The 21,235-nt window shown below is 64.4% G+C and carries 22 protein-coding genes; 11 read left to right on the top strand and 11 right to left on the bottom strand.

Features of this window, described 5'->3' with window-relative positions:
• Positions 1–29 precede the first annotated feature (29 nt).
• The 5 genes from ACYG9R_RS16640 to ACYG9R_RS16620 are packed head-to-tail and all read right to left on the bottom strand — an operon-like array spanning position 30 to position 5,596.
• On the bottom strand, positions 30–614 hold the full coding sequence (locus ACYG9R_RS16640; protein WP_023691852.1) for a sarcosine oxidase subunit gamma: 585 nt from the start codon (positions 612–614) through the stop codon (positions 30–32).
• On the bottom strand, positions 607–3,600 hold the full coding sequence (locus tag ACYG9R_RS16635; protein WP_023814643.1) for a sarcosine oxidase subunit alpha: 2,994 nt from the start codon (positions 3,598–3,600) through the stop codon (positions 607–609). Before ACYG9R_RS16635 ends, ACYG9R_RS16640 begins: the two co-directional genes overlap by 8 nt.
• Positions 3,597–3,908 carry a sarcosine oxidase subunit delta gene (locus ACYG9R_RS16630; protein WP_023683197.1) on the bottom strand — a complete coding sequence of 104 codons (312 nt, stop codon included), beginning with the start codon at positions 3,906–3,908 and terminating at the stop codon, positions 3,597–3,599. Before ACYG9R_RS16630 ends, ACYG9R_RS16635 begins: the two co-directional genes overlap by 4 nt.
• A gap of 12 nt (positions 3,909–3,920) precedes the next feature.
• Positions 3,921–4,343: a hypothetical protein gene (locus ACYG9R_RS16625; protein ID WP_023686459.1), complete on the bottom strand. Its 423-nt coding sequence runs from the start codon at positions 4,341–4,343 to the stop codon at positions 3,921–3,923.
• Positions 4,343–5,596 carry a sarcosine oxidase subunit beta gene (locus ACYG9R_RS16620; protein WP_023686460.1) on the bottom strand — a complete coding sequence of 418 codons (1,254 nt, stop codon included), beginning with the start codon at positions 5,594–5,596 and terminating at the stop codon, positions 4,343–4,345. The genes ACYG9R_RS16625 and ACYG9R_RS16620 overlap by 1 nt, the downstream gene beginning before the upstream one ends.
• A 202-nt stretch (positions 5,597–5,798) precedes the next feature.
• Here ACYG9R_RS16620 and ACYG9R_RS16615 point away from each other — a divergent pair, with 202 nt between their 5' ends.
• From ACYG9R_RS16615 to ACYG9R_RS16580, 8 genes are all read left to right on the top strand, one after another.
• Positions 5,799–6,167, top strand: coding sequence for a YrdB family protein (locus tag ACYG9R_RS16615; protein WP_023671141.1), 369 nt, complete (start codon positions 5,799–5,801; stop codon positions 6,165–6,167).
• A 133-nt stretch (positions 6,168–6,300) separates the two neighbouring features.
• Entirely contained in the window at positions 6,301–7,059 is a 759-nt protein-coding gene (locus ACYG9R_RS16610) for an SDR family oxidoreductase (protein ID WP_023671140.1), read from the top strand.
• Between the two features lie 105 nt (positions 7,060–7,164).
• Positions 7,165–7,551, top strand: a complete 387-nt coding sequence (locus tag ACYG9R_RS16605; protein WP_023686461.1) for an SET domain-containing protein — start codon at positions 7,165–7,167, stop codon at positions 7,549–7,551.
• A gap of 176 nt (positions 7,552–7,727) precedes the next feature.
• A complete protein-coding gene (gene rpsU / locus ACYG9R_RS16600; protein ID WP_023671138.1) occupies positions 7,728–8,006 on the top strand; it encodes a 30S ribosomal protein S21 in 279 nt (92 codons plus the stop codon).
• Between the two features lie 203 nt (positions 8,007–8,209).
• Entirely contained in the window at positions 8,210–9,064 is an 855-nt protein-coding gene (locus ACYG9R_RS16595; RefSeq protein ID WP_023686462.1) for a tetratricopeptide repeat protein, read from the top strand.
• A gap of 256 nt (positions 9,065–9,320) precedes the next feature.
• Complete coding sequence (locus tag ACYG9R_RS16590; protein WP_023671136.1) at positions 9,321–9,794, top strand: DUF992 domain-containing protein; 474 nt, start codon at positions 9,321–9,323, stop codon at positions 9,792–9,794.
• An 89-nt stretch (positions 9,795–9,883) separates the two neighbouring features.
• Positions 9,884–10,363, top strand: coding sequence for a DUF992 domain-containing protein (locus tag ACYG9R_RS16585; RefSeq protein WP_023825171.1), 480 nt, complete (start codon positions 9,884–9,886; stop codon positions 10,361–10,363).
• Positions 10,364–10,557: 194 nt separating this feature from the next.
• On the top strand, positions 10,558–11,994 hold the full coding sequence (locus ACYG9R_RS16580) for an MFS transporter (protein ID WP_023825170.1): 1,437 nt from the start codon (positions 10,558–10,560) through the stop codon (positions 11,992–11,994).
• Positions 11,995–12,114: 120 nt separating this feature from the next.
• Here ACYG9R_RS16580 and coaBC read toward each other — a convergent pair whose 3' ends face one another.
• From coaBC to ubiE, 3 genes are all read right to left on the bottom strand, one after another.
• Complete coding sequence (gene coaBC, locus ACYG9R_RS16575) at positions 12,115–13,581, bottom strand: bifunctional phosphopantothenoylcysteine decarboxylase/phosphopantothenate--cysteine ligase CoaBC (RefSeq protein ID WP_023671133.1); 1,467 nt, start codon at positions 13,579–13,581, stop codon at positions 12,115–12,117.
• A gap of 67 nt (positions 13,582–13,648) precedes the next feature.
• Positions 13,649–15,223, bottom strand: a complete 1,575-nt coding sequence (gene ubiB, locus ACYG9R_RS16570; RefSeq protein WP_023825169.1) for a 2-polyprenylphenol 6-hydroxylase — start codon at positions 15,221–15,223, stop codon at positions 13,649–13,651.
• A 31-nt stretch (positions 15,224–15,254) separates the two neighbouring features.
• Positions 15,255–16,031 (bottom strand): bifunctional demethylmenaquinone methyltransferase/2-methoxy-6-polyprenyl-1,4-benzoquinol methylase UbiE, encoded by a 777-nt coding sequence (ubiE, locus tag ACYG9R_RS16565; protein WP_023825168.1) that lies wholly within the window; start codon positions 16,029–16,031, stop codon positions 15,255–15,257.
• 134 nt (positions 16,032–16,165) lie between these two features.
• Between ubiE and ACYG9R_RS16560 the strand changes: the two genes are divergently transcribed.
• The 3 genes from ACYG9R_RS16560 (at position 16,166) to ACYG9R_RS16550 (ending at position 18,589) form a co-directional block, all read left to right on the top strand.
• Positions 16,166–17,137 (top strand): adenosine deaminase, encoded by a 972-nt coding sequence (locus ACYG9R_RS16560; RefSeq protein WP_023825167.1) that lies wholly within the window; start codon positions 16,166–16,168, stop codon positions 17,135–17,137.
• Positions 17,138–17,272: 135 nt separating this feature from the next.
• Positions 17,273–17,902 (top strand): uracil phosphoribosyltransferase, encoded by a 630-nt coding sequence (gene upp, locus ACYG9R_RS16555; RefSeq protein WP_023671129.1) that lies wholly within the window; start codon positions 17,273–17,275, stop codon positions 17,900–17,902.
• A gap of 129 nt (positions 17,903–18,031) precedes the next feature.
• On the top strand, positions 18,032–18,589 hold the full coding sequence (locus ACYG9R_RS16550; protein ID WP_023740923.1) for a TIGR02281 family clan AA aspartic protease: 558 nt from the start codon (positions 18,032–18,034) through the stop codon (positions 18,587–18,589).
• Positions 18,590–18,598: 9 nt separating this feature from the next.
• Here the strand turns inward: ACYG9R_RS16550 and deoA are convergent, their stop codons facing one another.
• From deoA to cdd, 3 genes are read right to left on the bottom strand one after another with little or no spacing between them, the layout of a single operon-like run.
• On the bottom strand, positions 18,599–19,918 hold the full coding sequence (gene deoA / locus ACYG9R_RS16545; protein ID WP_023740922.1) for a thymidine phosphorylase: 1,320 nt from the start codon (positions 19,916–19,918) through the stop codon (positions 18,599–18,601).
• Positions 19,918–20,736, bottom strand: coding sequence for a purine-nucleoside phosphorylase (locus tag ACYG9R_RS16540; RefSeq protein WP_023686468.1), 819 nt, complete (start codon positions 20,734–20,736; stop codon positions 19,918–19,920). The genes deoA and ACYG9R_RS16540 overlap by 1 nt, the downstream gene beginning before the upstream one ends.
• 12 nt (positions 20,737–20,748) lie before the next feature.
• Positions 20,749–21,141, bottom strand: a complete 393-nt coding sequence (cdd, locus tag ACYG9R_RS16535) for a cytidine deaminase (RefSeq protein WP_023714063.1) — start codon at positions 21,139–21,141, stop codon at positions 20,749–20,751.
• Positions 21,142–21,235: the final 94 nt, after the last annotated feature.

Below are 21,235 nucleotides of genomic sequence, written 5' to 3'. Positions count from 1 at the left end.
AGCAGAACGGCTTGACCCGTCAAACGTTCCTACGCCGCCGCGTCGCTGGCTGCTTCCGACAGGAAAGTAAAGACATAGTCCGAGAAGGAACGCCAGCACTCGACCCGGAAAGCGTCGGCTGCCGTGCGCAACAGCAGGATTTCGCACTTGCCGAGAATGGTGCGCGACGCCGCGCCCACCGGAAAAGCCTCGAGCGACAAATCCTGCGGGCAGCCTGCATTGATCGCGGCGGCAGCCGCCGGGCCGGTGACGGCGAAGGCGACGTTGCGGTGCGAGATGCCGACCGCCGAATGCAATGCGGCAACCCCAGCACGATCGGCCAGCGGATCCTTGCCAGCCTCATCGATAACCAGCCACTCGTCAGGGCCAAGCCACAGCGCCGTGCGCCCTGTCTTCGACGCCGAAGTTTTCGGCTGCTTCGGCAAGGTCAGGCCGAGCGCCTTCGACAGCGCCGCGACGGAAGCCTCCGGCGCGCGCAGCGACATGCGCTCCGCCGGCGGCAGCACCTCGACCTTGACATCCGTTGCGGAAACGACGCGTTCAGCCAGGGCCGGGCGGCGCTCGACCGACGGCGCTGCAGCTGGGGCCGTCTTCTTTGCAGCAGCCTTAGCCATTGAGGCGCCCTCCCGTCTCGTCGAAGAACACCATGCCGGTAACCTCCACTTCGATCATCCCGTTCGGCATCGGCACATAGAGCGTGTCGCCCATCCGGTCGCGCCCGCCGGCAACCAGCGCCAGCGCGATCGAGCGACCGCAATTTTCCGACCAGTAGCTGGATGTGACGTGACCGATCATCTTCATCGGGATCGCCTGCTTCGGGTCGGCGACGATCTGCGCGCCTTCCTCAAGCACCACTTTCGGGTCCTTGGTCTTCAAGCCGACCAGCTGCTTGCGGCCCTTGGCGACCAGATCGGGCCGCGTCAGGCCGCGAATGCCGACGAAATCGGTCTTCTTCTTGCCGACCGCCCAGTCGAGCCCGGCATCGTTCGGCGTCACCGTACCGTCCGTGTCCTGCCCGACGATGATGTAGCCCTTTTCGGCGCGCAGCACGTGCATCGCCTCGGTGCCGTAGGCAGTCGCGCCATGCTTTTGGCCCTCGGCCCACAGCGCTTCCCAGACGGCCTGGCCGTGATCGGCCGGCACGTTGACTTCAAAACCGCGCTCGCCGGTGAACGACATGCGAAACAGCCTGGTCGGCACGCCGCAGATCTTGCCTTCGCGCACCGACATATGCGGCAGCGCCTCGTCCGACATGTCGACGCCTTCGACCAGCGGTGCAATGATGTCGCGCGACTTCGGCCCCTGCACGGCGATGACCGCCCATTGTTCGGTGATCGACGTCAGCCAGACATTGAGATGCGGGAACTCGGTCTGGAGATAGTCCTCCATGTGGTTCATGACGCGCGGCGCGCCGCCGGTTGTCGTCGTCACATGGAAACGATCCGGCGCCAGTCGGCCGACGACGCCGTCATCATAGATGAAGCCGTCCTCGCGCAGCATGATGCCATAGCGGCAGCGGCCGCGTTCCAGCTTCTCCCATGGATTGGTGTAGAGCAGTTCCATGAACCTGGCCGCATCCGGTCCGACCACTTCGATCTTGCCCAGCGTCGAGGCATCGAACAGGCCGGCATTGCTGCGCACAGCGACGCATTCGCGGTCGACCGCCTTGTGCATGTCCTCGCCGGGTTTGGGGAAATACCAGGCGCGCTTCCACTGGCCGACATCCTCGAACACCGCGCCTTGAGCTTCCGCCCAGGGATGGATCGCGGTCTTGCGTGTCGGGTCGAACAGCGGACCGCGCGAATGGCTGACGATCGCGCCGAAAGTGACAGGCGTATAGGGTGCGCGGAACGTGGTCAGCCCGACCTCGGGGATCGGCTTGCCCAGCGTCTCGGCGGCAATCGCCAGGCCGTGCATGTTGGAGGTCTTGCCCTGGTCGGTCGCCATGCCGTTGGTGGTGAAGCGCTTGACGTGCTCGATCGAGCGCATGCCTTCATGCACCGCCTGGCGGATGTCCTTGGCGGTGACGTCGTTCTGGAAATCGACGAAGGCCTTGACCGTCTTGTCCGGCCCGGCGCCGGGCGCCGCGCCCAGCATGCCGCGCGACCAGCTTTCCGACGCGTCGACCTTCGGCTTAACGCCCTTGGCCACTTTGCCGCCCGCATCCTTCGCCGCCTTGGCGCCGGCCGCATAGGCTTCGTCGATCGACGCCGAGAGCCCATCCGTACCGTTGCAGGCGCCGACCGAAACGCAGTCCTGCGCATAGATGCCCGGCACGAAGCGCTTGGTCTCGTCATTGAAGGCGACCTTGCCGCGCGACTGTGAGAACAAATGCACCGACGGCGTCCAGCCGGCCGACATCAGGATGGCGTCGACCGGAATGGTGCGCTCGCCGCCCCCATTCTTCGGCTGCACCGTCATCGAGGTCACGCGCAACTTGCCGCCGGCGCGGATCACCGCGCGGCCGAAATTGACCTCGATCCCGAGCGCCCTCGCCTCGTCGATCACAGGTCCGGTCGGATGGTCGCGCAGGTCAACGATCGCCGCCACGTTGACGCCGGCCTTCTTCAGGTCGATCGCGGCGGAGTAGGCCGAGTCATTGGCGGTGTAGACGCCGACATTTTTGCCGACCGCGACACCGTACTGGTTGAGATAAGTCCGCGCCGCCGAGGCCAGCATGATGCCGGGCCGGTCATTGTCGGCAAACACCATATGGCGTTCGATGGCGCCGGTCGCCAGCACCACGCGCTTGGCGCGTACCTGCCATAGGCGCTCGCGCGGCAAATCGTGGCCGGGGTTTTGCAGATGGTCGCTGACCCGCTCGACCAGGCCGACGAAATTCTGCGCGTAATAGCCGAACGCCGTCGTGCGCGAGAGCACACGGACATTGTCCATGGCGGCAAGCTTGGCTACCGCTGCTTGCGCCCAGCCAAAGCCGTCATGGCCGTCTATCCTGGCGCCGCTCTCGAAACGCAGGCTGCCGCCGAAGCCGGCCTGCTCGTCGACGAGGATGACACGCGCGCCGGTTTCGGCAGCGGCAAGCGCTGCCGCGATGCCGGCCGCACCGCCGCCCAGCACCAGCACGTCGCAATGCGCATAGCGCGAGGAATAATGGTCGGGATCTGGCTTGTCGGGCGAAACGCCGAGACCCGCCGCGGCGCGGATCTTCGGCTCGTAGAGACTCTTCCAGGCCGCCTTCGGCCACATGAAGGTCTTGTAGTAGAAACCGGCCGAAAACAGCGGCGATGCCAGATCGTTGACCGCGCCGACGTCGAAGGCGAGCGACGGCCAGCGGTTTTGCGAGTTGGCGACGAGCCCGTCATAGAGCTCCTGCACCGTGGCGCGGATGTTGGGCGCCTTGCGTGCCGCGTCGCGCTTGACCTCGACCAGCGCATTTGGCTCTTCCGCTCCGGCCGACAGGAAGCCGCGCGGACGGTGATACTTGAACGAACGTCCCACCAGATGCACGCCATTGGCAAGCAGCGCCGAGGCCAGCGTGTCGCCTTCGATGCCGGTGTAAGACTGGCCGTCGAAAGAGAACCGCGCGGTCTTGGCCTGGCTGAGACGGCCGGCGCTCGGAATGCGGAACGCGCCGCTCATTTGGAAGCCATTTCGTTGGAGTTTTTGGGCAGCTTGGACGGTTTCGGCTCGCCGGCTTTGTAAGTCATGACGAACTTGTCGGTGACGGTGTCGCGCACCGCGTTGAAGAAACGCGCGCAGCCATGGATGTGGCGCCAGCGCTCATAGATGATGCCCTTGGGGTTCGAGCGGATGAAGAAGAACTTTTCGAAGTCGTCGTCGCTCTCGCCCGCCATGTTGGCCGAACGCGCAATATGCGCCTCGCCGGCGTTACGGAACTCGAGCTCCGGGCGCTCTTCCTCGCAATAGGGGCAGCGGATGAGAAGCATTATCGTTCGTTCCTACAATTCGCCGTGGCCGACATGCGCGCCGGCCGGTTGGTTGCAAAGCCTCTGGCCCATCGCCGCAAAAGGCGCGACGAGCCGAATGCGCTCCTCTACACTTGCGGCGGGGCGAAACAGCTCGCGATACGCCATGTTGCCGATCGTGAGCTGAAACGGATCGGTCGTTACGATGACGCTGCGCGCATCGAATGTGTCGTCCTCGCCGAGATCGGAGGGCCTGTTCTCCATGAAGATGACCACCTTCTGGCCACCGCTCCACACGCATGCCAGAATGCCGGCGTCGATCGAAAACGGCCAATTGGCTTCGTTGCCGGCGCGGCTGATCGGCTGCGTCCGCACCTCGTCCGGTGACGGAAAATGGAACAGGTCCTGCTCCCCCGCCAGCACCAGCGGCACCGCTACAGCCAGTTCCACCATCATCAGTGCGCCACCGCCGCCGCTGCTGCCTCGTCGATGAGGCGCCCGGTGCGGAAGCGCTCGATGGTGAAGGGCGCGTTGATCGGATGCGGATCGTCCTTGGCAATCGTGTGGGCAAAGACATGGCCTGAGCCGGGCGTTGCCTTGAAGCCGCCCGTGCCCCAGCCGCAATTGACATAGAGGCCTGATACCGGCGTCTTGGCCAGGATCGGCGAACGGTCGGGCGTCACGTCGACGATGCCGCCCCACGAGCGCAGCATCTTCATGCGGGTGAAGATCGGGAACATCTCGCAGATGGCGTCCAGCGTATGCTGCAAAATGTGCAGGCCGCCGGTCTGCGAATAGGAGACATACTGGTCGGTGCCGGCGCCGATCACCAGCTCGCCCTTGTCGGACTGCGAGATGTAGGCGTGCACCGTGTTCGACATCACCACGCAAGGCACCACCGGCTTGACCGGCTCCGACACCAGCGCCTGCAGCGGATAGCTTTCCAGCGGCATGCGCACGCCCGCCATGTTCATGATCACCGAGGAGTGGCCTGCAGCCACCACGCCGACCTTCTTGGCGCCGATGAAGCCGCGCGTCGTGTCGACGCCCATGACCGCGCCATTGGCCGCCCGCTTGACGCCGGTGACCTCGCAATTCTGGATGATGTGCACGCCGCGCGCCGAAGCGCCGCGCGCATAGCCCCAGGCCACCGCATCGTGACGCGCCGTGCCGCCTCGCCGCTGCAAGGCGGCGCCGACGACGGGATAGCGCGCCTGCCTGGAAATGTTGAGCGGCGGGCAGAATTCCTTCGCCTGCTCAGGCGTCAGCCATTCATTGTCGATGCCGTTGAGACGGTTGGCATGGACATGGCGCTTCAGCACCTGGATGTCGTGCACATTGTGCGCCAGCATCATGACGCCGCGCGCCGAATACATGACGTTGTAGTTGAGTTCCTGGGAGAGCCCATCCCACAGCTTCAGCGCATGGTCGTAAATGCCGGCGCTCTCGTCGTAAAGGTAGTTGGAGCGGATGATGGTGGTGTTGCGCCCGGTGTTGCCGCCGCCTAGCCAGCCCTTTTCCAGCACCGCGACATTGGTGATGCCGTGCACGGTGGCGAGATAGTAGGCGGTGGCCAGGCCATGACCGCCGGCGCCGACGATGATGACGTCATATTCCTTCTTCGGCTCCGGCGAGGACCATTGTTCCTCCCAGCCCTTGTGGCCGCGCATGGCCTCGCGGGCGATGGCGAATACCGAATATTTTTTCAACGTTCCAGCCTCGCAAATGGCGATGGGGTATTTTACGCAGCCCCGGCGCGCGAGGTGTATCACTAGCGAAACGGCGCTTCCACCCTTGCGCTGTTTGCGACGGCGCTTGCCGTTTTGCGCCGCGGTGGAAAAGACCTGCCCGGGCTGGCAGGCATGGCTGCGTTCGGACACACTGGCGATCGCGAGACTCTGGAGGACGGATATGGGCAACGCCTGGTGGAATCTAACCTTGCGTTTCCTGCTGGAACTTGCCGCCTTGCTTGGCCTCGGCTTTGCCGGCTGGAGCCTCTCCGGCGGATGGTGGCGCTGGCTCTTCGCCTTGGCCTTGCCGTTCATTGCAGCTGCGCTGTGGGGAACCTTCGCGGTGCGCGGCGATCCGAGCCGGTCCGGACGCGCGCCGGTTCCTGTACCAGGCGCAGTCAGGCTGGTGCTTGAACTGGCCATCCTGTTTGGCGGTGCAGCCGGATTCTATGCCGCCGGTCACACAACCACGGGCGTTGTCATCACGCTGCTCATCGCCATCAGCTACGCATTTTCGCTCGATCGCCTCGGCTGGCTGCTGAAGCAATAGTCCGGCGCGCGGCGCTTGTGCCGCTGCGAAGCCATTCAGCAAGTCGAGCACGTATCGGGTGGCTAGCACCGTCCCGAACTGCGATCAACATCCCGGGTGCCGGCACAGCCGGCGCGATGAAAGGATGCAAAAAATGTTCGCACTCACCAATAAAATAGCGATCGTCACCGGCGCCAGTTCCGGCATCGGCCGCGCCACCGCAAAACTCTTCGCCGAAGAAGGCGCCAGGGTCGTCATCGCCGCCCGCCGCCAGGCCGAACTCGATGCGCTGGTCGTCGAAATCGAGGACGCCGACGGCACGGCAGTCGCGCTTGCCGGCGATGTCCGCGACGAAGCCTATGCAAAAGCCCTCGTCGATCTCGCCGTCGAAAAATTCGGCGGGCTCGATATCGCCTTCAACAATGTCGGCTCCGTCGGAACGATGGGTCCGATTTCGGAACTGTCGCTGGACGGATGGCGCGAGACGCTCGACGCCAATCTGACCAGCGCCTTTCTCGGCGCGAAATACCAGGTGCCGGCGATGGTCGAACGCGGCGGCGGATCGCTGATCTTCACCTCGACCTTCGTCGGTCACACAGTCGGCATGCCGGGCATGACCAGCTATGCCGCCAGCAAGGCCGGACTGATCGGCCTGACGCAGGTGCTGGCCGCCGAATACGGCCCCAGGGGCGTGCGGGTCAACGCGCTGATGCCGGGTGGCACCGACACCCCGTCGGCAACATTCAAGACGCCGGAATCACGCGCTTTCGTGGAAAACCTGCATGCCTTGAAACGTGTCGCTGTGCCTGAAGAGATCGCCCGCGCTGCGCTCTTCCTGGCATCGGATGCGTCGAGCTTCACCACAGGATCGGCGCTGTTTGCCGATGGCGGCGTCTCGATCACCCGGACGTGAAGCATTTCGCGGGTCATCGCCCGCGCCGATCAGCCATAGAACCCGAAACCGGACTTGCTTTTTCCTCGCGATTTGGCGATTCGGTTTCGGGTGAGGAGGACGGACATGCTGCTGATCAGGACCTATGTCGCCCAGAGCGCAATCGAAGGCGTCGGCGTGTTCGCCGCCGAGCCGATCAGGAAGGGCGCCTCGATCTGGCGGCTCGATCCGGATTTCGACCGGCTGATCCCGACGGACAAATACGAGGCGGCGCCGCCGCACCTCAAGGAATTGCTCGACCGCTATGCCTATCCGAGCCCCGACCGTCCCGGCTTCATGGTCTATGAAGTCGATAATGGCCGCTTCATGAACCACGCCGAGCGGCCGAACACGGATTTTTCGCAATATGGCGGCGCCACCGCCACTCGAGATATATCAGCCGGCGAGGAAATTACCTGCGATTACGGCGAATTCTTCGAGGATTTCGCACGGCTCCATCTGGCCAGCGCCTAGTTGGCGCCCTATCTCGGGGCTGCCGTGGCAAATTGGCGGTTGTCCTTCATTTCCAGTGTGGACAGCGCGGCCTGATTCTGCTATCAGCCGCCACAATTCGTGGTGTAAAGCGCCGCGGAGGCATGTGGCTATGGTCACTTGCCTGTTGATATCAAACCCGAAAGACAGGATTGCCCGTGCAGGTACTCGTCCGCGACAATAACGTTGATCAGGCGCTTCGCGCTCTCAAAAAGAAGATGCAGCGCGAAGGCATTTTCCGCGAAATGAAGATGCGCGGCCATTACGAGAAGCCTTCCGAGAAGCGCGCCCGTGAAAAGGCCGAAGCCGTTCGCCGCGCCCGCAAGCTGGCCCGCAAGCGCGCCCAGCGCGAAGGCCTGCTGCCGATGACGCCGCGCCCGGTTGCTGCCGGCGCCGCCGGTGGTCCTGGTGGTGCTCCGCGTCCGCCGCGGTTCTGACGCCAATTTTTCGTCCTTTTCGAAGGATACTCTGAGGTGGCGCGATGCGGAATCGCCGCCACCTTTTTGTTTGGAGCGCCGCCATTCTGTTGGAGGCCGTTCCCTTGAACGCGCAAACGGCGTTCTAGATTTTGTTACGACAATCTGTGACCCGGCCCGGAGGGGGACCTGGACCGCGCGGCTGAAGTGAGGACAGGGCAGACATGAACGCAATCGGCGTAGAGCGCAAAACCACAATGCGCGGTTTGGCCCTGGCGGCAGCCCTGATGTCCGGCCTGGTGCTTGCCGGTTGCCAGAGCGTTCCGACCGGCGAATTCAACAACATCGACAAGGCGCAAGGCTCAAGCGAGAACATCTCCTCGCTGTCGGCGGTGATCCAGCGCAATCCGCAGGATCCGGAAGGCTACAATGTGCGCGGCTCGGCCTATGGCCGTGGCGGCCAGTACCAGGCGGCGCTGAAGGATTTCGACACCGCCATCCAGCTCAACCCGAATTTCTACCAGGCCTATTCGAACCGGGCACTGATCCAGCGCTTCCTCGGCAACCAGGCGGCCGCCCTTGCCGACTACAACCGCTCGATCCAGATCAATGCAAATTATGACGCCGCCTATATCGGCCGCGGCAACCTCTATCGCAAGGCCGGCCAGACCCAGCAGGCCTTCAACGATTTCCAGAAGGCGATCCAGCTCGACACCACGGATGCCCGCGCCTATCACAATCGCGGCCTGATCTATCAAAGCCAGGGCCAGCACAAGTTTGCCATCGAGGATTTCTCGACCGCCATCTCCCTGGCGCCGGACGCGGCCGAACCCTATAACGGCCGCGGCCTCTCCTATCTCGCCATGAATGACGAGGACAACGCCTTCTCCGACTTCAACATGGCCATCAAGCTCGACGGCAAGAACGCCGAAGCCTGGTCCAACCAGGCGCTGATCTACGAGCGCCGCGGCGACAAGGTCAAGGCCTCGAAGGCCTACCGCGAAGCCGTCCATCTCGACCCGACCTACCAGCCGGCCAAGGACGGCCTGTCGCGCACATCGGGCGCCACCGCCGGCTGAGATGCAGCCGGCGCGCCGCCATCCGCGGCCTTTTATAACAACGTTCCATTCCTGATGCAGTGCCCCGCTTGAGCGGTTTCTCCCCGGGAAAGCGCAGAGCGCTTCCGCTAGGGATGCGTGTCCAGAAAACCCCACTATCACCCAATCTTAACCACCGGGGCAAAGCGTTAACCCCTGCCTTGATCGCGCCAAGTTTTCAGCGGAACGCTCCGGGCCATTCAACCGTTGTTGAAGGCATTTTCGAAAGGACTGACCCATGATCAAGAAAATCATCTGTGCCGCGGCACTTGCCACGACGCTGCTTGCCGTTCCCGCCAGCGCCGGCAAGCTTCAGCTCGGCACGCTCGATTGCACCATCGACGGCGGCGTCGGTTACGTCATCACGTCGAACAAGGGCGTCGACTGCACGTTCCGCCCTTATCACCATGGGCCGTCCGAGAAATACACGGGGATGATCTCCAAGCTCGGGGTCGATCTCGGCCAGACGCATCAGGGCCAGCTGGTGTGGGCGGTTCTGGCCGCCACCCGCGGCCATGACGAGGGCGACCTTGCCGGCCATTATTACGGCGTCAACGCCGAGGCGAGCGTGGTGACCGGCGGCGGCGCCAATCTGCTGGTCGGCGGGCTCGACGGCGCCTTTGTGCTGGAGCCGCTCAGCGTCCAGGCGCAGACCGGCGTCAATGTAGCGGTCGCCGTGACCTCCCTGGAGCTGATCCACTCGTTCAAATAAGCGTCGGCAAATAAGGATCGACTGATCCCTCTACGCGCGGCGCGGAACAGGTTACTGTTTCGCGCCGTATGCTTTTTGGGGGATCCGCCGTGCTGAAACCAGCCATCGCCGCCGCTATCACCATCATCTGTACCGCCCAGGCCCAAGCGCAAGACCAGGGCATCGAACTCGGTGTGCTCGATTGCGCCATCGGCGGCGGCACCGGCTTCGTTTTCGGCTCCAGCAAGGATCTGAGCTGCACCTTCACGCCGGCCGACAAGAGCTTTTCGCCGGAAGCCTATTTCGGCGCCGTCAACAAATATGGGCTCGACATCGGCACCACCAAGCAGACCGTCATGCAATGGCTGGTGCTGACGCCGCTGAGGAACATCTATGCGCCCGGCGCGCTGGCCGGCGACTATATCGGCGCCAGCGCCGAAGTGACCGCTGCGGTCGGCGCCGGCGCCAATCTCCTGGTCGGCGGCTCCTCGCAGGCCTTCACCCTGCAGCCGCTCAGCCTGCAGACGCAGACCGGTATCAACATCGCGATCGGCGTCAGCCAGTTTCAGCTGCGCAGCATTGAGAACTGACCGGCGCATCAAGCGGAGAGGCTTCCGGCCAATCTCGACCGTTTGCACTTCGATAAAAAGCCACTTGAGCTCAACTGCGCTTGAGGTTTTACAACTCGCCTGACTGAAACAGCGCGCATGGCCCCGCCGGAAAGCCCCCACTGGCTTCTGGCGCCATGCGCCGGCATCGAGATATGCAAAGGCAGGGTAAAAGAATGACTGAAATCACCAGCAACAAGGTCGACTGGCGGGCATTGTGGGCAAGCGGCGACCTCGCGCGCTTCTGCTTCATCAGCCTCGGCATCCTGCTGCACGCCACCAACGAGACGATGGTGGCGACGGTCATGCCGGCCATGGTCGGGGACCTCGCCGGTGTGCAGTTCGTCGGCTGGTCGCTGGCCGTCTACGAGCTCGGCGCCATTGTCGCCGGCGCAGCGGCCGGGCGGCTGGTCAGCTATGTCGCTCTACGCTCCAACGTCACGGTCGCCGCCCTGCTCTATGCCGTGGGCGCCCTGATCTGCGCCACCGCGCCGTCCATGCCGGTGTTTCTTGCCGGCCGTCTGGTCGAGGGGCTCGGCGGCGGTGCGCTGGTGTCGCTGGCCTTCGTCTCGGTCGAGCGGCTGTTTAACCGCAACATCTGGCCACAGCTGTTCGGCATAATGTCGGCGATCTGGGGCGTCGCCGCGTTCAGCGGCCCGATGCTCGGCGCGATCATGGTCGAGCTCCTGTCCTGGCGCTGGGCCTTCGGCGTCTTCGTGCTGGGTGGCATTGCCATGGCATCGGCAAGCTTCATCGTCCTGAACACGCCGGAAGCGACGAAGCCGCAAGCCGCCGCCGGCACCTCGCCGCCCTTCCCCTATGCAGCACTTGGCTGCCTCGCCATCGCCGTCGTGCTGATCGCCACCGCAGGCGTCGACGTCGCCTTGCTTCGATCGTCGCTGCTGCTGATCATCGGCCTCGCCGGCCTGGCGCTGTTCGTTTTCGTCGACGCCATTAAGCCGCAATCGCGACTGTTCCCGTCGGGCCTGGTCTCATGGCGCTCGCCGGTCGGCAGCGGCATGACCATGGTTGCCGCCTTCTCGGTGGCGACAGTCTCTTTTTCCATCTACGGGCCGCTTCTGCTTACCACGCTGCACGGCATCCCGATCCTGACCACAGGCTACATCATCGCCGCCGAATCGATCGCCTGGTCAATCCTGTCGATCGCCGTCGCCAATGCGCCGCTGCAGCGCGAACGGCAGATCCTCGTCATCGGCGCGCTGATGATTGCAGCCGGCCTCGCCGGTTTCGCCTATGCCATCCCCGCCGGCTCGATCCCGCTGATCCTGCTCTGCGCTTTGTTGCAAGGCGGTGGCTTCGGCGTGTCATGGCCCTTCCTGACCCGCATCATCGTCGCCTCGGCCCGCGACAGCGAGCAGACGATCGCCTCGGCCGCCGTGCCGACCATGCAGCGCATCGGCTACGCCGTGGGCGCCGCCATGGCCGGCATCATCGCCAATGCCAGCGGCTTTTCGGACGGGCTGAACCGCGAGGCAGCAGCGCACGTCGCCGGCTGGCTGTACCTGGCCTTCGTGCCACTTGGCATTGTCGGTTGCCTGGCGGCGTTGAAGATGGCTTTGGAGGCACGCCGGCCGCAACTGGCGCCAGGCTGAGGGCACGGCCGATCGAGAATTTGGCGACAGCATTCCGCCGGCGCTGTCGACGTCAAATGCCCTCGGCCACAAGGCTGCTTGCAAGACCATGGCCTGCCCGATTGCGGAACCGGCGGCCGCTCAGGCTTGCAAACGCTCGGCGATGAGCGCGGCGAGCCGCGCCGCCACCTCGCCCTTGCCCATCTCAGGCCATTCCTCGACACCGTCCTTCGAGACGATGCGCACCTTGTTGCGGTCGCCGCCCATGACGCCGGTGGGGCCGACGCCGCTTTCATGCGAGACATCGTTGGCGACAATGAAATCGGCGCCCTTCTTCTTCAGCTTGGCCTCGGCATTCGCAATCAGGTCCTGCGTCTCGGCGGCGAAGCCGACAACCAGCCCCGGCCGTTGCCCGTGATGACCAACACTGGCGAGAATGTCGGGGTTTTCGACCATTTGCAGCGCCGGTGGGCCCTGGCCCGCCACCTTCTTGATCTTCTCGCCGGCCGTGCCAGCGGTGCGCCAGTCGGCGACGGCAGCTACGAAGACCGCGGCGTCCGCCGGCAACAACTGTTCGACGGCCGCCTTCATCTCGGCCGCGGTCTCGACATGTGTCGTCACAACGCCGGCCGGATCGGCAATGCTGACCGGACCGGAGATCAGGCGTACATCCGCGCCCAGTCTTGCCAGCGCTGCCGCAATCGCATGGCCCTGCTTGCCCGAAGAGCGGTTGGCGATGTAGCGCACCGGGTCGATCGGCTCATGCGTCGGCCCCGAGGTGACGATGATCCTGCGGCCGGCCAGCGGCTTCGGCCTGCTGTCGAGCAGTGCCTCGATCACTGCCACGATGTCCAGCGGCTCGGCCATGCGGCCTTCGCCCACCTCATTGCTCTCGGCCATCTCGCCCCTGGCCGGGCCGACAAAGGCGATGCCGTCCTTGGCGAGCGTCGCCCGGTTGCGGCGCGTCGCGGCATGCGACCACATTTTCGGGTTCATCGCCGGCGCCATCAGCACCTTCTTGTCGGTGGCGAGCAGCACCGTCGAGGCCAGATCGTTGGCATGGCCGTTGGCGAGCTTGGCCATCAGGTCGGCGGTGGCCGGCGCCACCACCAAGAGGTCGGCCTCGCGCGACAGGCGGATATGGCCAACATCGTGCTCGTCACTGCGGTCGAAGAGTTCGGTGAAGACATGGTCGGCCGAAAGCGCGCCGACCGAAAGCGTGGTGACGAACTCCTGCGCCGCCGATGTCATCACGACGCGCACCGCCGCACCGCGCTCGCGCAGCCGGCGGATCAGGTCCAGCGCCTTGTAGGCGGCGATGCCGCCGCCGATGATCAGCAGGATGCGCTTGCCGTCGAGGGTGTTGTGCGTTTTTGTGGATTGACCTCGCTGGGACAGATCGTTGTCAAAACCTCCATGAGGCTCAACCAGGCGGCGGATTGTTGCATAGAGGGTTTCGCTCTCGGGCATGCCGGCTTCCGCCGACAGCACGCTTTTGGCAAGCGCATCACGCGCCTCTTCCTCCATCGACACCCCGCGCGCCGCAGCGCGCTCACGCAATTTCTGCTTCACGTCGTCAGCTAGATTGCGGACAGTAATGGTGCCCATGACTTGCTCCGCGACATCAATAGCGCGACTGCAACGCTAGCACCACCGTTGCTAGCGTTGCAAGCGATCAGAGCAGCTTCCACGCGATGTAAACCAGCGTCAGCGCGATCACCCACAGCGCCAGCCGGCCCGAGCGGGTGTAACGGGCTTCGGCCTTACCGATGGCGCGCGATGTCGCTTCGTCGAAGCGCAGGCCGTGTTCGGCCATAAAATCGATCTCGCGCGACAGCCGTTCGGTGCGGGCGGCAAGATCGGGCGCTTGGCGGGCCAGCGCCAGCAGCGCCTTGGCGCCGTCGCGCGCGTCCATCAGCAGGCCGCTCGGGCCGAGATTGCCGGCGATCCACTGGCCGACCACCGGCTCGGCCGTCTTCCACATGTTGAAGGCCGGGTCGAGCGTGCGCGCGACGCCTTCGACCACCACCATGGTCTTCTGCAACAGGATCAGTTCCGACCGCGTGGCCATATCGAACAGTTCGGTGACCTCGAAGAGCAGCGTCAGAAGCTTCGCCATCGAGATGGTTTCAGCCGGCTGGCCATGGATCGGCTCGCCGATGGCGCGGATCGCCTGCGCGAAAGCCGCGACATTGTGCTGACGCGGCACGTAGCCGGCCTCGAAATGCACCTCGGCGACGCGCAGATAGTCGCGCGTGATGAAGCCGTAGAGGATTTCGGCGAGGAACCGGCGCTCCTTCTTGCCGAGCCGTCCGGCAATGCCGAGATCGACGGCGACGATATTGCCATTGGCCTCGACGAACAGATTGCCTGGATGCATGTCGGCATGGAAGAAGCCGTCGCGCAGCGTGTGACGCAGGAACGACTGGATCAGGTTGGTGGCGATCGCCTTCAGATCGTGCCCCGCCGCCGCGAGGCCGGCGATGTCGTTCATCTTGACGCCGTCGACCCATTCCATGGTCAGCACATCGCGCCCGGTGCGCTCCCAGTCGACCGACGGCACGCGGAAGCCCGGATCGTCCTTGGTGTTTTCGCCCAGTTCCGAAAGTGCGGCCGCCTCGAGGCGAAGATCCATCTCGATCTTGGTGGTCTGCGCCAGCGTCTCGGTCACCTCGACCGGCCGCAGCCGGCGCGACGACGGGATGTATTTCTCCTGCAGCCGGGCGGCGAGGAAATAGCTTTCGAGATCCTGGAAGAAGCGGCGGCGCACGCCAGGCCGGATCACCTTCACCGCCACCTTGATATCGACACCGTCATGCATGGCTTGCGCGGGATGAACCTGGGCGATGGAGGCCGCCGCGACCGGCCCGCCGAACTGCGTATAGAGTTCGCCGATCTTGCGCCCGAGCGAGCCCTCGATCGCCGCCACCGCTTCCGCCTGCGAAAAAGTGTGCATCTTGTCCTGCAGCATGGCGAGGTCGAGCGCCATGTCGTTGCCGACGACATCAGGCCGCGTCGCCAGGAACTGGCCGAGCTTGACGTAGGAGGGTCCGAGCCGGACCACCGCCTTGGCCAGCCGGTCGCTGCGCTCATAAGCGAGCGCGCGGCGGCGGGTAAACAGCCGCGCCATGCGCCAGCCGAATTTCGGCAGGCCGCTGAGTTCGTCGCCCGGCAGTGCTGCGATCACGCCCTCGCGGACCAACACCCAGCCGGCCCGTGCGAGCCGAAAGGCGGCGCCGACGCTGCTCATCGTCTACCCTGCTGCTGCAAACTGTCCGGCCTCAAAGCTTCCAGCCCGAATGAAGCGCTGCGATGCCGCCGGAATAGTTGCGGAACGACACGCGCTCGAAGCCCGCGCGGGTGATCATGGCAGCAAAGTTCTGCTGATTGGGAAATTTGCGGATCGATTCGACCAGGTAGGAATAGGGTTCGCCCTCGCCCGTCACCATCTTGCCGATCTGCGGAATGGCGTTGAACGACCAGGCTTCGTAGACCTTGTCCAGCAGCGGCATCTCGACCTCGGAAAACTCCAGGCACAGGAACCGTCCGCCGGGCTTCAGCACGCGAAAGGCTTCCGTCAGCGCGACATCGATGCGCGGCACGTTGCGGATGCCGAATGCGATGGTGTAGGCGTCAAAGGTGCTATCGGTGAAAGGCAGTTCCTCGGCATTGGCCTCGACGAAATCGGTGTTGCCGGACAGGCCCTTTTTCTCCGCGCGGTCACGGCCGACGCTAAGCATCGAGCCGTTGATGTCGAGCACCGTGGCATGCGTGTTGCCATGGCTGGCGTCTACAATGCGGAAGGCGATGTCGCCGGTGCCGCCCGCCACGTCAAGCACTTTCCAGCCCGGACGTTTCGGCGGATTGAGCCATGTCACCATGGCATCCTTCCACAGCCGGTGCAGCCCGGCCGACATCAGGTCGTTCATCAGGTCGTAGCGGTTCGCCACCTTGTGGAAAACCTCATTGACCAGAGGCTGCTTGTCGCCTGCCCCTACCTTCTTGAAACCATAGGAGGTTTCCATGCCGCCCGCGGCCGTGGTTCTCTCAACTGACATTATTTTGATCCGTCATAAAACCGGCGGGACCATAGCCGATCGATGGTGCGGGCGCTATTGTTTAAGGCGCGGTGTTCGGCCGCGCTTCCAGGTGGTGGGCTTTACGGCCTGGACTGATGAGACGGGATAACTGCATGCCTTTGAAAGCGGAACTGCACTGCCACATCGAGGGGGCAGCGGCGCCCGAACTCGTCGTCCGCCAGGCGCAGAAATACGGCAAGGACACCTCGCTTTATATCCAGAACGGCTCGTTCGTCTGGCACGACTTCACCTCTTTCCTCGCGGCTTACGACTTTTCCGCCGACCTGTTCCGCTCCGAGGAGGATTATGCCCGCCTCGCCGACCATTATCTGACCAGCCTTGCCCGCGACGGCGCCATCTATTCCGAGGTCTTCACCTCGCCCGACCATGCCGTCAGGGCCGGCCTGTCGCCCAAGGCCTATACCGATGCGCTCGGCGAAGGCATGCTGCGCGCCAAAGCCAAGACCGGCATCGAGGGCCGCATGATCGTCACCGGCGTACGCCATGTCGGCGTCGAGTCGATCGAGCAGGCGGCGCGCTTTGCGGCGCGCTGCGGAAATCCGCTGGTCACCGGCTTCGGCGTCGCCGGCGACGAGCGCATGGGCGAGATGGAGGATTATGTCAGGGCCTTCGAGATCGCCCGCGAAGCCGGCCTCGGCATCACCATCCATGCCGGCGAGCTGACCGGATGGGAGACGGTGCAGGCCGCACTCGACCATATCCGCCCGTCGCGCATCGGCCATGGCGTGCGCGCCATCGAAAACCCCGATCTGGTGCGGCGCATCGCCGATGAGGGCATCGTGCTGGAATGCTGCCCCGGCTCCAACATCGCGCTCAAGGTCTACGACAGTTTCGCCGATCACCCTTTCCCTGCGCTGCAGGCAGCCGGCTGCAAGGTGACGCTGAACTCCGACGACCCACCCTATTTCTGGACCTCGCTGAAGCGCGAATACGACATCGCCGCCGAGCATTTCTCCATGAATGAAAAAGCTTTGACCGCCGTCACCAGGACGGCGATCGAAGCGGCTTTCGTCGACAGGAAGACGAAAAGCGCGCTGCTTGCCCGGCTCGATGCGAAGAGGTGACTGGTGATTGGTGATTGGTGATTGGTTTGCCGGCGGTTCGGCCTGTCAACGGCAATGATCGATCCATCGGGACTCGCAAACCTGCTCACTATTCACTATTCACTATTCACCATTCACCATTCACTGGAGCAACCCATGCAGGGCGTCACCGTCGTCGACCACCCGCTTGTCCAGCACAAGCTGACCATCATGCGCAAGAAGGAGACGTCGACCGCCGGCTTCCGGCGACTGCTCCGCGAGATCTCGCTCCTGCTCGGCTACGAGGTCACCCGCAACCTCGAACTGACGACGACGACCATCGAAACGCCGATGGAAACCATGGAAGCGCCGACGCTGGAGGGCAAGAAGCTGGTCTTCGCCTCGGTGCTGCGCGCCGGCAATGGCCTGCTCGAAGGCCTGCTCGACCTGGTCCCGGCGGCCCGCGTCGCGCATGTCGGCCTCTACCGCGATCACGAAACGCTGGAGGCGGTGGAATATTTCTTCAAGGCGCCGAGCGATCTCGCCGACCGGCTGGTGATCGTCGTCGATCCGATGCTGGCGACCGCGAACTCGGCCATCGCGGCCATCGACAAGCTGAAGGAGCGCGGAGCCACCAACATCCGTTTCCTTTGCCTGCTGGCGGCGCCAGAAGGCATCGAGCGCTTCACCAAGGCGCATCCGGATGTCCCGGTCTTTACCGCTTCCATCGACCGCCAGCTCAACGAGAAGGGCTACATCATGCCCGGCCTCGGCGATGCCGGCGACCGCATGTACGGAACCAAATGACGGCGGCTGGCAAGGCCAGCTGGCATCCAGTCGTTTACCGCCCGTTTACGCAAAGCCGCGGTTTCGGGTTGGCGTTAAAGCGGCACACACCATACGTGGGCAAAAATGGGCCTTCACGAAGGTCCATTCATGCTGCGCAAGCTTCTCATTCTGGGCGTGTTCGCCGGAACGTCGGCATCGATCCCGATCGTCTATCAGTCGAACCCGCAGATTCTCGACAACCTGTTGAAGTCGACCGTCGCCGGCAAGCCGCAACCGCAGCCCGAGCTGAGCCTCGCCTCGGTTCCCGACAAGCCGGCCGCACCGCTGCCCACCGGTCGCAAGGTCCTGGTGGCGGCCGACGAGCGCGGCCATTTCACCTCCGCCTTCAAGCTCAACGGCCGCCAGGTCGACGGCATGATCGACACCGGCGCCACTTTGGTCGCCATCAACACCTCGACGGCGCGCCGCATCGGCATCTCACTCAACCCGTCGGATTTCAGCCATCAGGTCAACACCGCCAATGGCGCGATCAGGGCCGCTGTGGTCAACATCGACCGCCTGCAGATCGGCAAGATCAGCGTCGACAACATCCAGGCCGTGGTCCTCGACGACAAGGCGCTGCGCACCAACCTGATCGGCATGAGCTTTTTGCAGCGGCTGGCAAAATACCAGGTCGAAAACGGCACACTGTTGCTGGTGCAGTAGCGCCTTCCGCTACCCGCGCGGCAGCACGCGCCGGATGACAGTCTTGTCGGCGGCTGGTTTCGACGCCCCGATCGTATAGGCCGAAAGCACGGCGGCTGCGGCCGCTTCGGCCTCCGCTTGCGTGCGGGCGTGGACGAGCGCCAGCGGCTCGCCGGTCCGCACCTCGGCGCCGAGCGGCAGCAGCCTGGTGATGCCGACCGCATGGTCGATCCTGTCGTCCGGCCGCGTACGCCCGCCACCGAGCCCGACCACGGCAAGGCCGATATCGCGGGTGGCAATGCCGGTGGCAAAGCCGTTGCCTGCCGCCTTGACCGCAAACTCCACCGCCGCTTTCGGCAGGTATTTTTCCGGCTTCTCGACGAAATCGGCGGGACCGCCAAGGGCTGCGACCATACGTGCGAAGGCGGCCGCCGCGCGGCCGCCGGCCAGCGTCTCGGCCGCGCGCCTGAGACCGTCCTGATTGGACGACGCCAGCCCTGCCGATTGCAGCATCTCGGCGGCCAGCGCCAGCGTCACATCCTCCAGTCGCTTGTCGCGGAGCCTCCCGGTGAGGAAATCGACGGCGTTGCGAACCTCGACCGCGTTGCCGGCCGCCGACGCCAGCGGCTCGTTCATGCCGGTGACCAGCGCCGAGGCCTTCAGGCCGGCGCCGTTGGCGATCTCGACCAGGCTGTTGGCAAGTGCTGTCGCGTCGCGCGACTTCTCCATGAAGGCGCCATTGCCGACCTTGACGTCGAGCACCAGCGACTGCAGGCCGGCCGCCAGTTTCTTCGACAGGATAGAGGCAGTGATCAGCGGCACCGATTCCACCGTTCCGGTCACATCGCGGATCGCATAGAGGCGACGGTCGGCGGGCGCGAGATCGGCGGTCTGGCCGATGATGGCACAGCCGGTCTCGAGCACGGTCTTGCGGAAGCGCGCGATATCCGGCTGGCTGATATAGCCTGGGATGGCATCCATTTTGTCCAGCGTGCCGCCGGTATGCCCAAGGCCCCTGCCGGAGATCATCGGCACATAGGCGCCGCAAGCGGCGACGATCGGCGCCAGCATCAGCGAGACATTGTCGCCGACGCCGCCGGTCGAATGTTTGTCGGTGACCGGACCCGGCAGGTCCGACCAGTCGAGCACATCGCCGGAATCGCGCATGGCGAGCGTCAGCGCCACCGCCTCGTCGCGGTTCATGCCGTTGAAGAACACGGCCATGGCGAAGGCGCCGACCTGGCCGTCCGAGACGCTGCCCGAAGTCACGCCCGCGACGAAGGCCGAAATCTCCTGCGGGGACAGTTTCTGGCCGTCGCGCTTGCGGCGGATGATTTCCTGCGGAAGCATCAGGCAGCGCCCTTCGGCTCCGGCAACCCATCCTGGAACACATGCGCAAGGATCGTCGCCAGCCGTGCGCCGCCGATCGGCGCCATGTCCTTGGTCTCCTGGTGCGACAGTTCCGCCCCGGTCATCCCGGCGGCGAGATTGGTGATCACCGAACAGGCGGCTACGCGAAGCCCAAGGAAGCGGGCGAGAATGACCTCCGGCACGGTCGACATCCCTACCGCATTGGCGCCCATGACGCGGGCCATGCGGATTTCAGCAGGGGTTTCGAAACACGGACCGGAAAACCACATATAGACGCCCTTGTGCAGCGCCGTCCCTGTCGCCTTCGCCGCCCGTTCGATCGCCGCGCGCAAGCCGGCATCATAGGCTTCGGTCAGGCCGACGAAGCGGCGGTCGCTCGGCTCGCCGATCAGCGGGTTGGAGCCGGAGAAATTGATGTGATCGGTGATCAGCATCACCGATCCAGGCAGCATGTCGGGATCGACCGAGCCGGCGGCATTGGTAAGGATCAGCTTGGTGATGCCGATGCCGGCAAGCACCTCCAGCGCCGGCCGCATCGCCGCAGCAACGCCGTGCTCGTAATAATGGGCGCGGCCGGACAGCATCAGCACCGGCGTGCCGGCGAAAAGCCCCGCGACCACCTCGCCGGCATGGCCAGTCACCCCGCTGCGGGGGAAACCCGGCAGGTCGGCATAAGAGATGCGCACGGCATTTTCGACCTGGTCGACAAGCCCGCCAAGGCCCGACCCCAGCACCATCGCCGTTGTCGGCGCCAACCCGTCCAGCCTTTCAACGAGGTGGTCCAGAGCTTCCTTCATATCAGCCAACTCTCACTTCAAAATGTCGCCACGAAACCCGTAGGGCAGCATGTCGCCCATGGTCACGGTCTCGACCACGCCGGTGTTGTCGCAAAGATAGAGCTTTGTGTCCGGCCGGCAGAATTCCGCCAGCCTTTGCCGGCAGCCGCCACAGGGCGAGCATTTGGCCATGCGCGAGGCAATGACGGCGACCTCGACGATCTTGCCGCCGCCGCCCATGATGTAATGGCCGAGCGCCGTGGTCTCGGCGCACCAGCCTTCCGGATAGGACGCGACCTCGATGTTGGCGCCGGTGAAGACACGGCCGTCTTCGGTGCGCAACGCCGCACCCACCGGAAACTTCGAATAGGGCGCGTAGGCCTTGGCCATGGCCTCCTGCGCGGCTTCGAACAGATCATGCGACATCTAGACGTTCTCTCCGACGATCGTGGTCAAAACCCGGCGCTTTGCGTTTTCCTGGCGCCTTTCGAGCACCAGCCGCATGTTCGACACAGTGCTC

The organism is Mesorhizobium sp. RSR565B (genome assembly GCF_054719465.1).
This window is presented reverse-complemented; position numbering and strand designations above follow the sequence as displayed.

What these genes read in the sequence shown, in the direction of transcription:
- ACYG9R_RS16640 (WP_023691852.1), bottom strand. Translation starts at nt 614, where the DNA reads ATGGCTAAGGCTGCTGCAAAGAAGACGGCCCCAGCTGCAGCGCCGTCG.
- ACYG9R_RS16635 (WP_023814643.1), bottom strand. Translation starts at nt 3,600, where the DNA reads ATGAGCGGCGCGTTCCGCATTCCGAGCGCCGGCCGTCTCAGCCAGGCC.
- ACYG9R_RS16630 (WP_023683197.1), bottom strand. Translation starts at nt 3,908, where the DNA reads ATGCTTCTCATCCGCTGCCCCTATTGCGAGGAAGAGCGCCCGGAGCTC.
- ACYG9R_RS16625 (WP_023686459.1), bottom strand. Translation starts at nt 4,343, where the DNA reads ATGATGGTGGAACTGGCTGTAGCGGTGCCGCTGGTGCTGGCGGGGGAG.
- ACYG9R_RS16615 (WP_023671141.1), top strand. Translation starts at nt 5,799, where the DNA reads ATGGGCAACGCCTGGTGGAATCTAACCTTGCGTTTCCTGCTGGAACTT.
- ACYG9R_RS16610 (WP_023671140.1), top strand. Translation starts at nt 6,301, where the DNA reads ATGTTCGCACTCACCAATAAAATAGCGATCGTCACCGGCGCCAGTTCC.
- ACYG9R_RS16605 (WP_023686461.1), top strand. Translation starts at nt 7,165, where the DNA reads ATGCTGCTGATCAGGACCTATGTCGCCCAGAGCGCAATCGAAGGCGTC.
- ACYG9R_RS16595 (WP_023686462.1), top strand. Translation starts at nt 8,210, where the DNA reads ATGAACGCAATCGGCGTAGAGCGCAAAACCACAATGCGCGGTTTGGCC.
- ACYG9R_RS16590 (WP_023671136.1), top strand. Translation starts at nt 9,321, where the DNA reads ATGATCAAGAAAATCATCTGTGCCGCGGCACTTGCCACGACGCTGCTT.
- ACYG9R_RS16580 (WP_023825170.1), top strand. Translation starts at nt 10,558, where the DNA reads ATGACTGAAATCACCAGCAACAAGGTCGACTGGCGGGCATTGTGGGCA.
- coaBC (WP_023671133.1), bottom strand. Translation starts at nt 13,581, where the DNA reads ATGGGCACCATTACTGTCCGCAATCTAGCTGACGACGTGAAGCAGAAA.
- ubiB (WP_023825169.1), bottom strand. Translation starts at nt 15,223, where the DNA reads ATGAGCAGCGTCGGCGCCGCCTTTCGGCTCGCACGGGCCGGCTGGGTG.
- ubiE (WP_023825168.1), bottom strand. Translation starts at nt 16,031, where the DNA reads ATGTCAGTTGAGAGAACCACGGCCGCGGGCGGCATGGAAACCTCCTAT.
- ACYG9R_RS16560 (WP_023825167.1), top strand. Translation starts at nt 16,166, where the DNA reads ATGCCTTTGAAAGCGGAACTGCACTGCCACATCGAGGGGGCAGCGGCG.
- upp (WP_023671129.1), top strand. Translation starts at nt 17,273, where the DNA reads ATGCAGGGCGTCACCGTCGTCGACCACCCGCTTGTCCAGCACAAGCTG.
- ACYG9R_RS16550 (WP_023740923.1), top strand. Translation starts at nt 18,032, where the DNA reads ATGCTGCGCAAGCTTCTCATTCTGGGCGTGTTCGCCGGAACGTCGGCA.
- deoA (WP_023740922.1), bottom strand. Translation starts at nt 19,918, where the DNA reads ATGCTTCCGCAGGAAATCATCCGCCGCAAGCGCGACGGCCAGAAACTG.
- ACYG9R_RS16540 (WP_023686468.1), bottom strand. Translation starts at nt 20,736, where the DNA reads ATGAAGGAAGCTCTGGACCACCTCGTTGAAAGGCTGGACGGGTTGGCG.
- cdd (WP_023714063.1), bottom strand. Translation starts at nt 21,141, where the DNA reads ATGTCGCATGATCTGTTCGAAGCCGCGCAGGAGGCCATGGCCAAGGCC.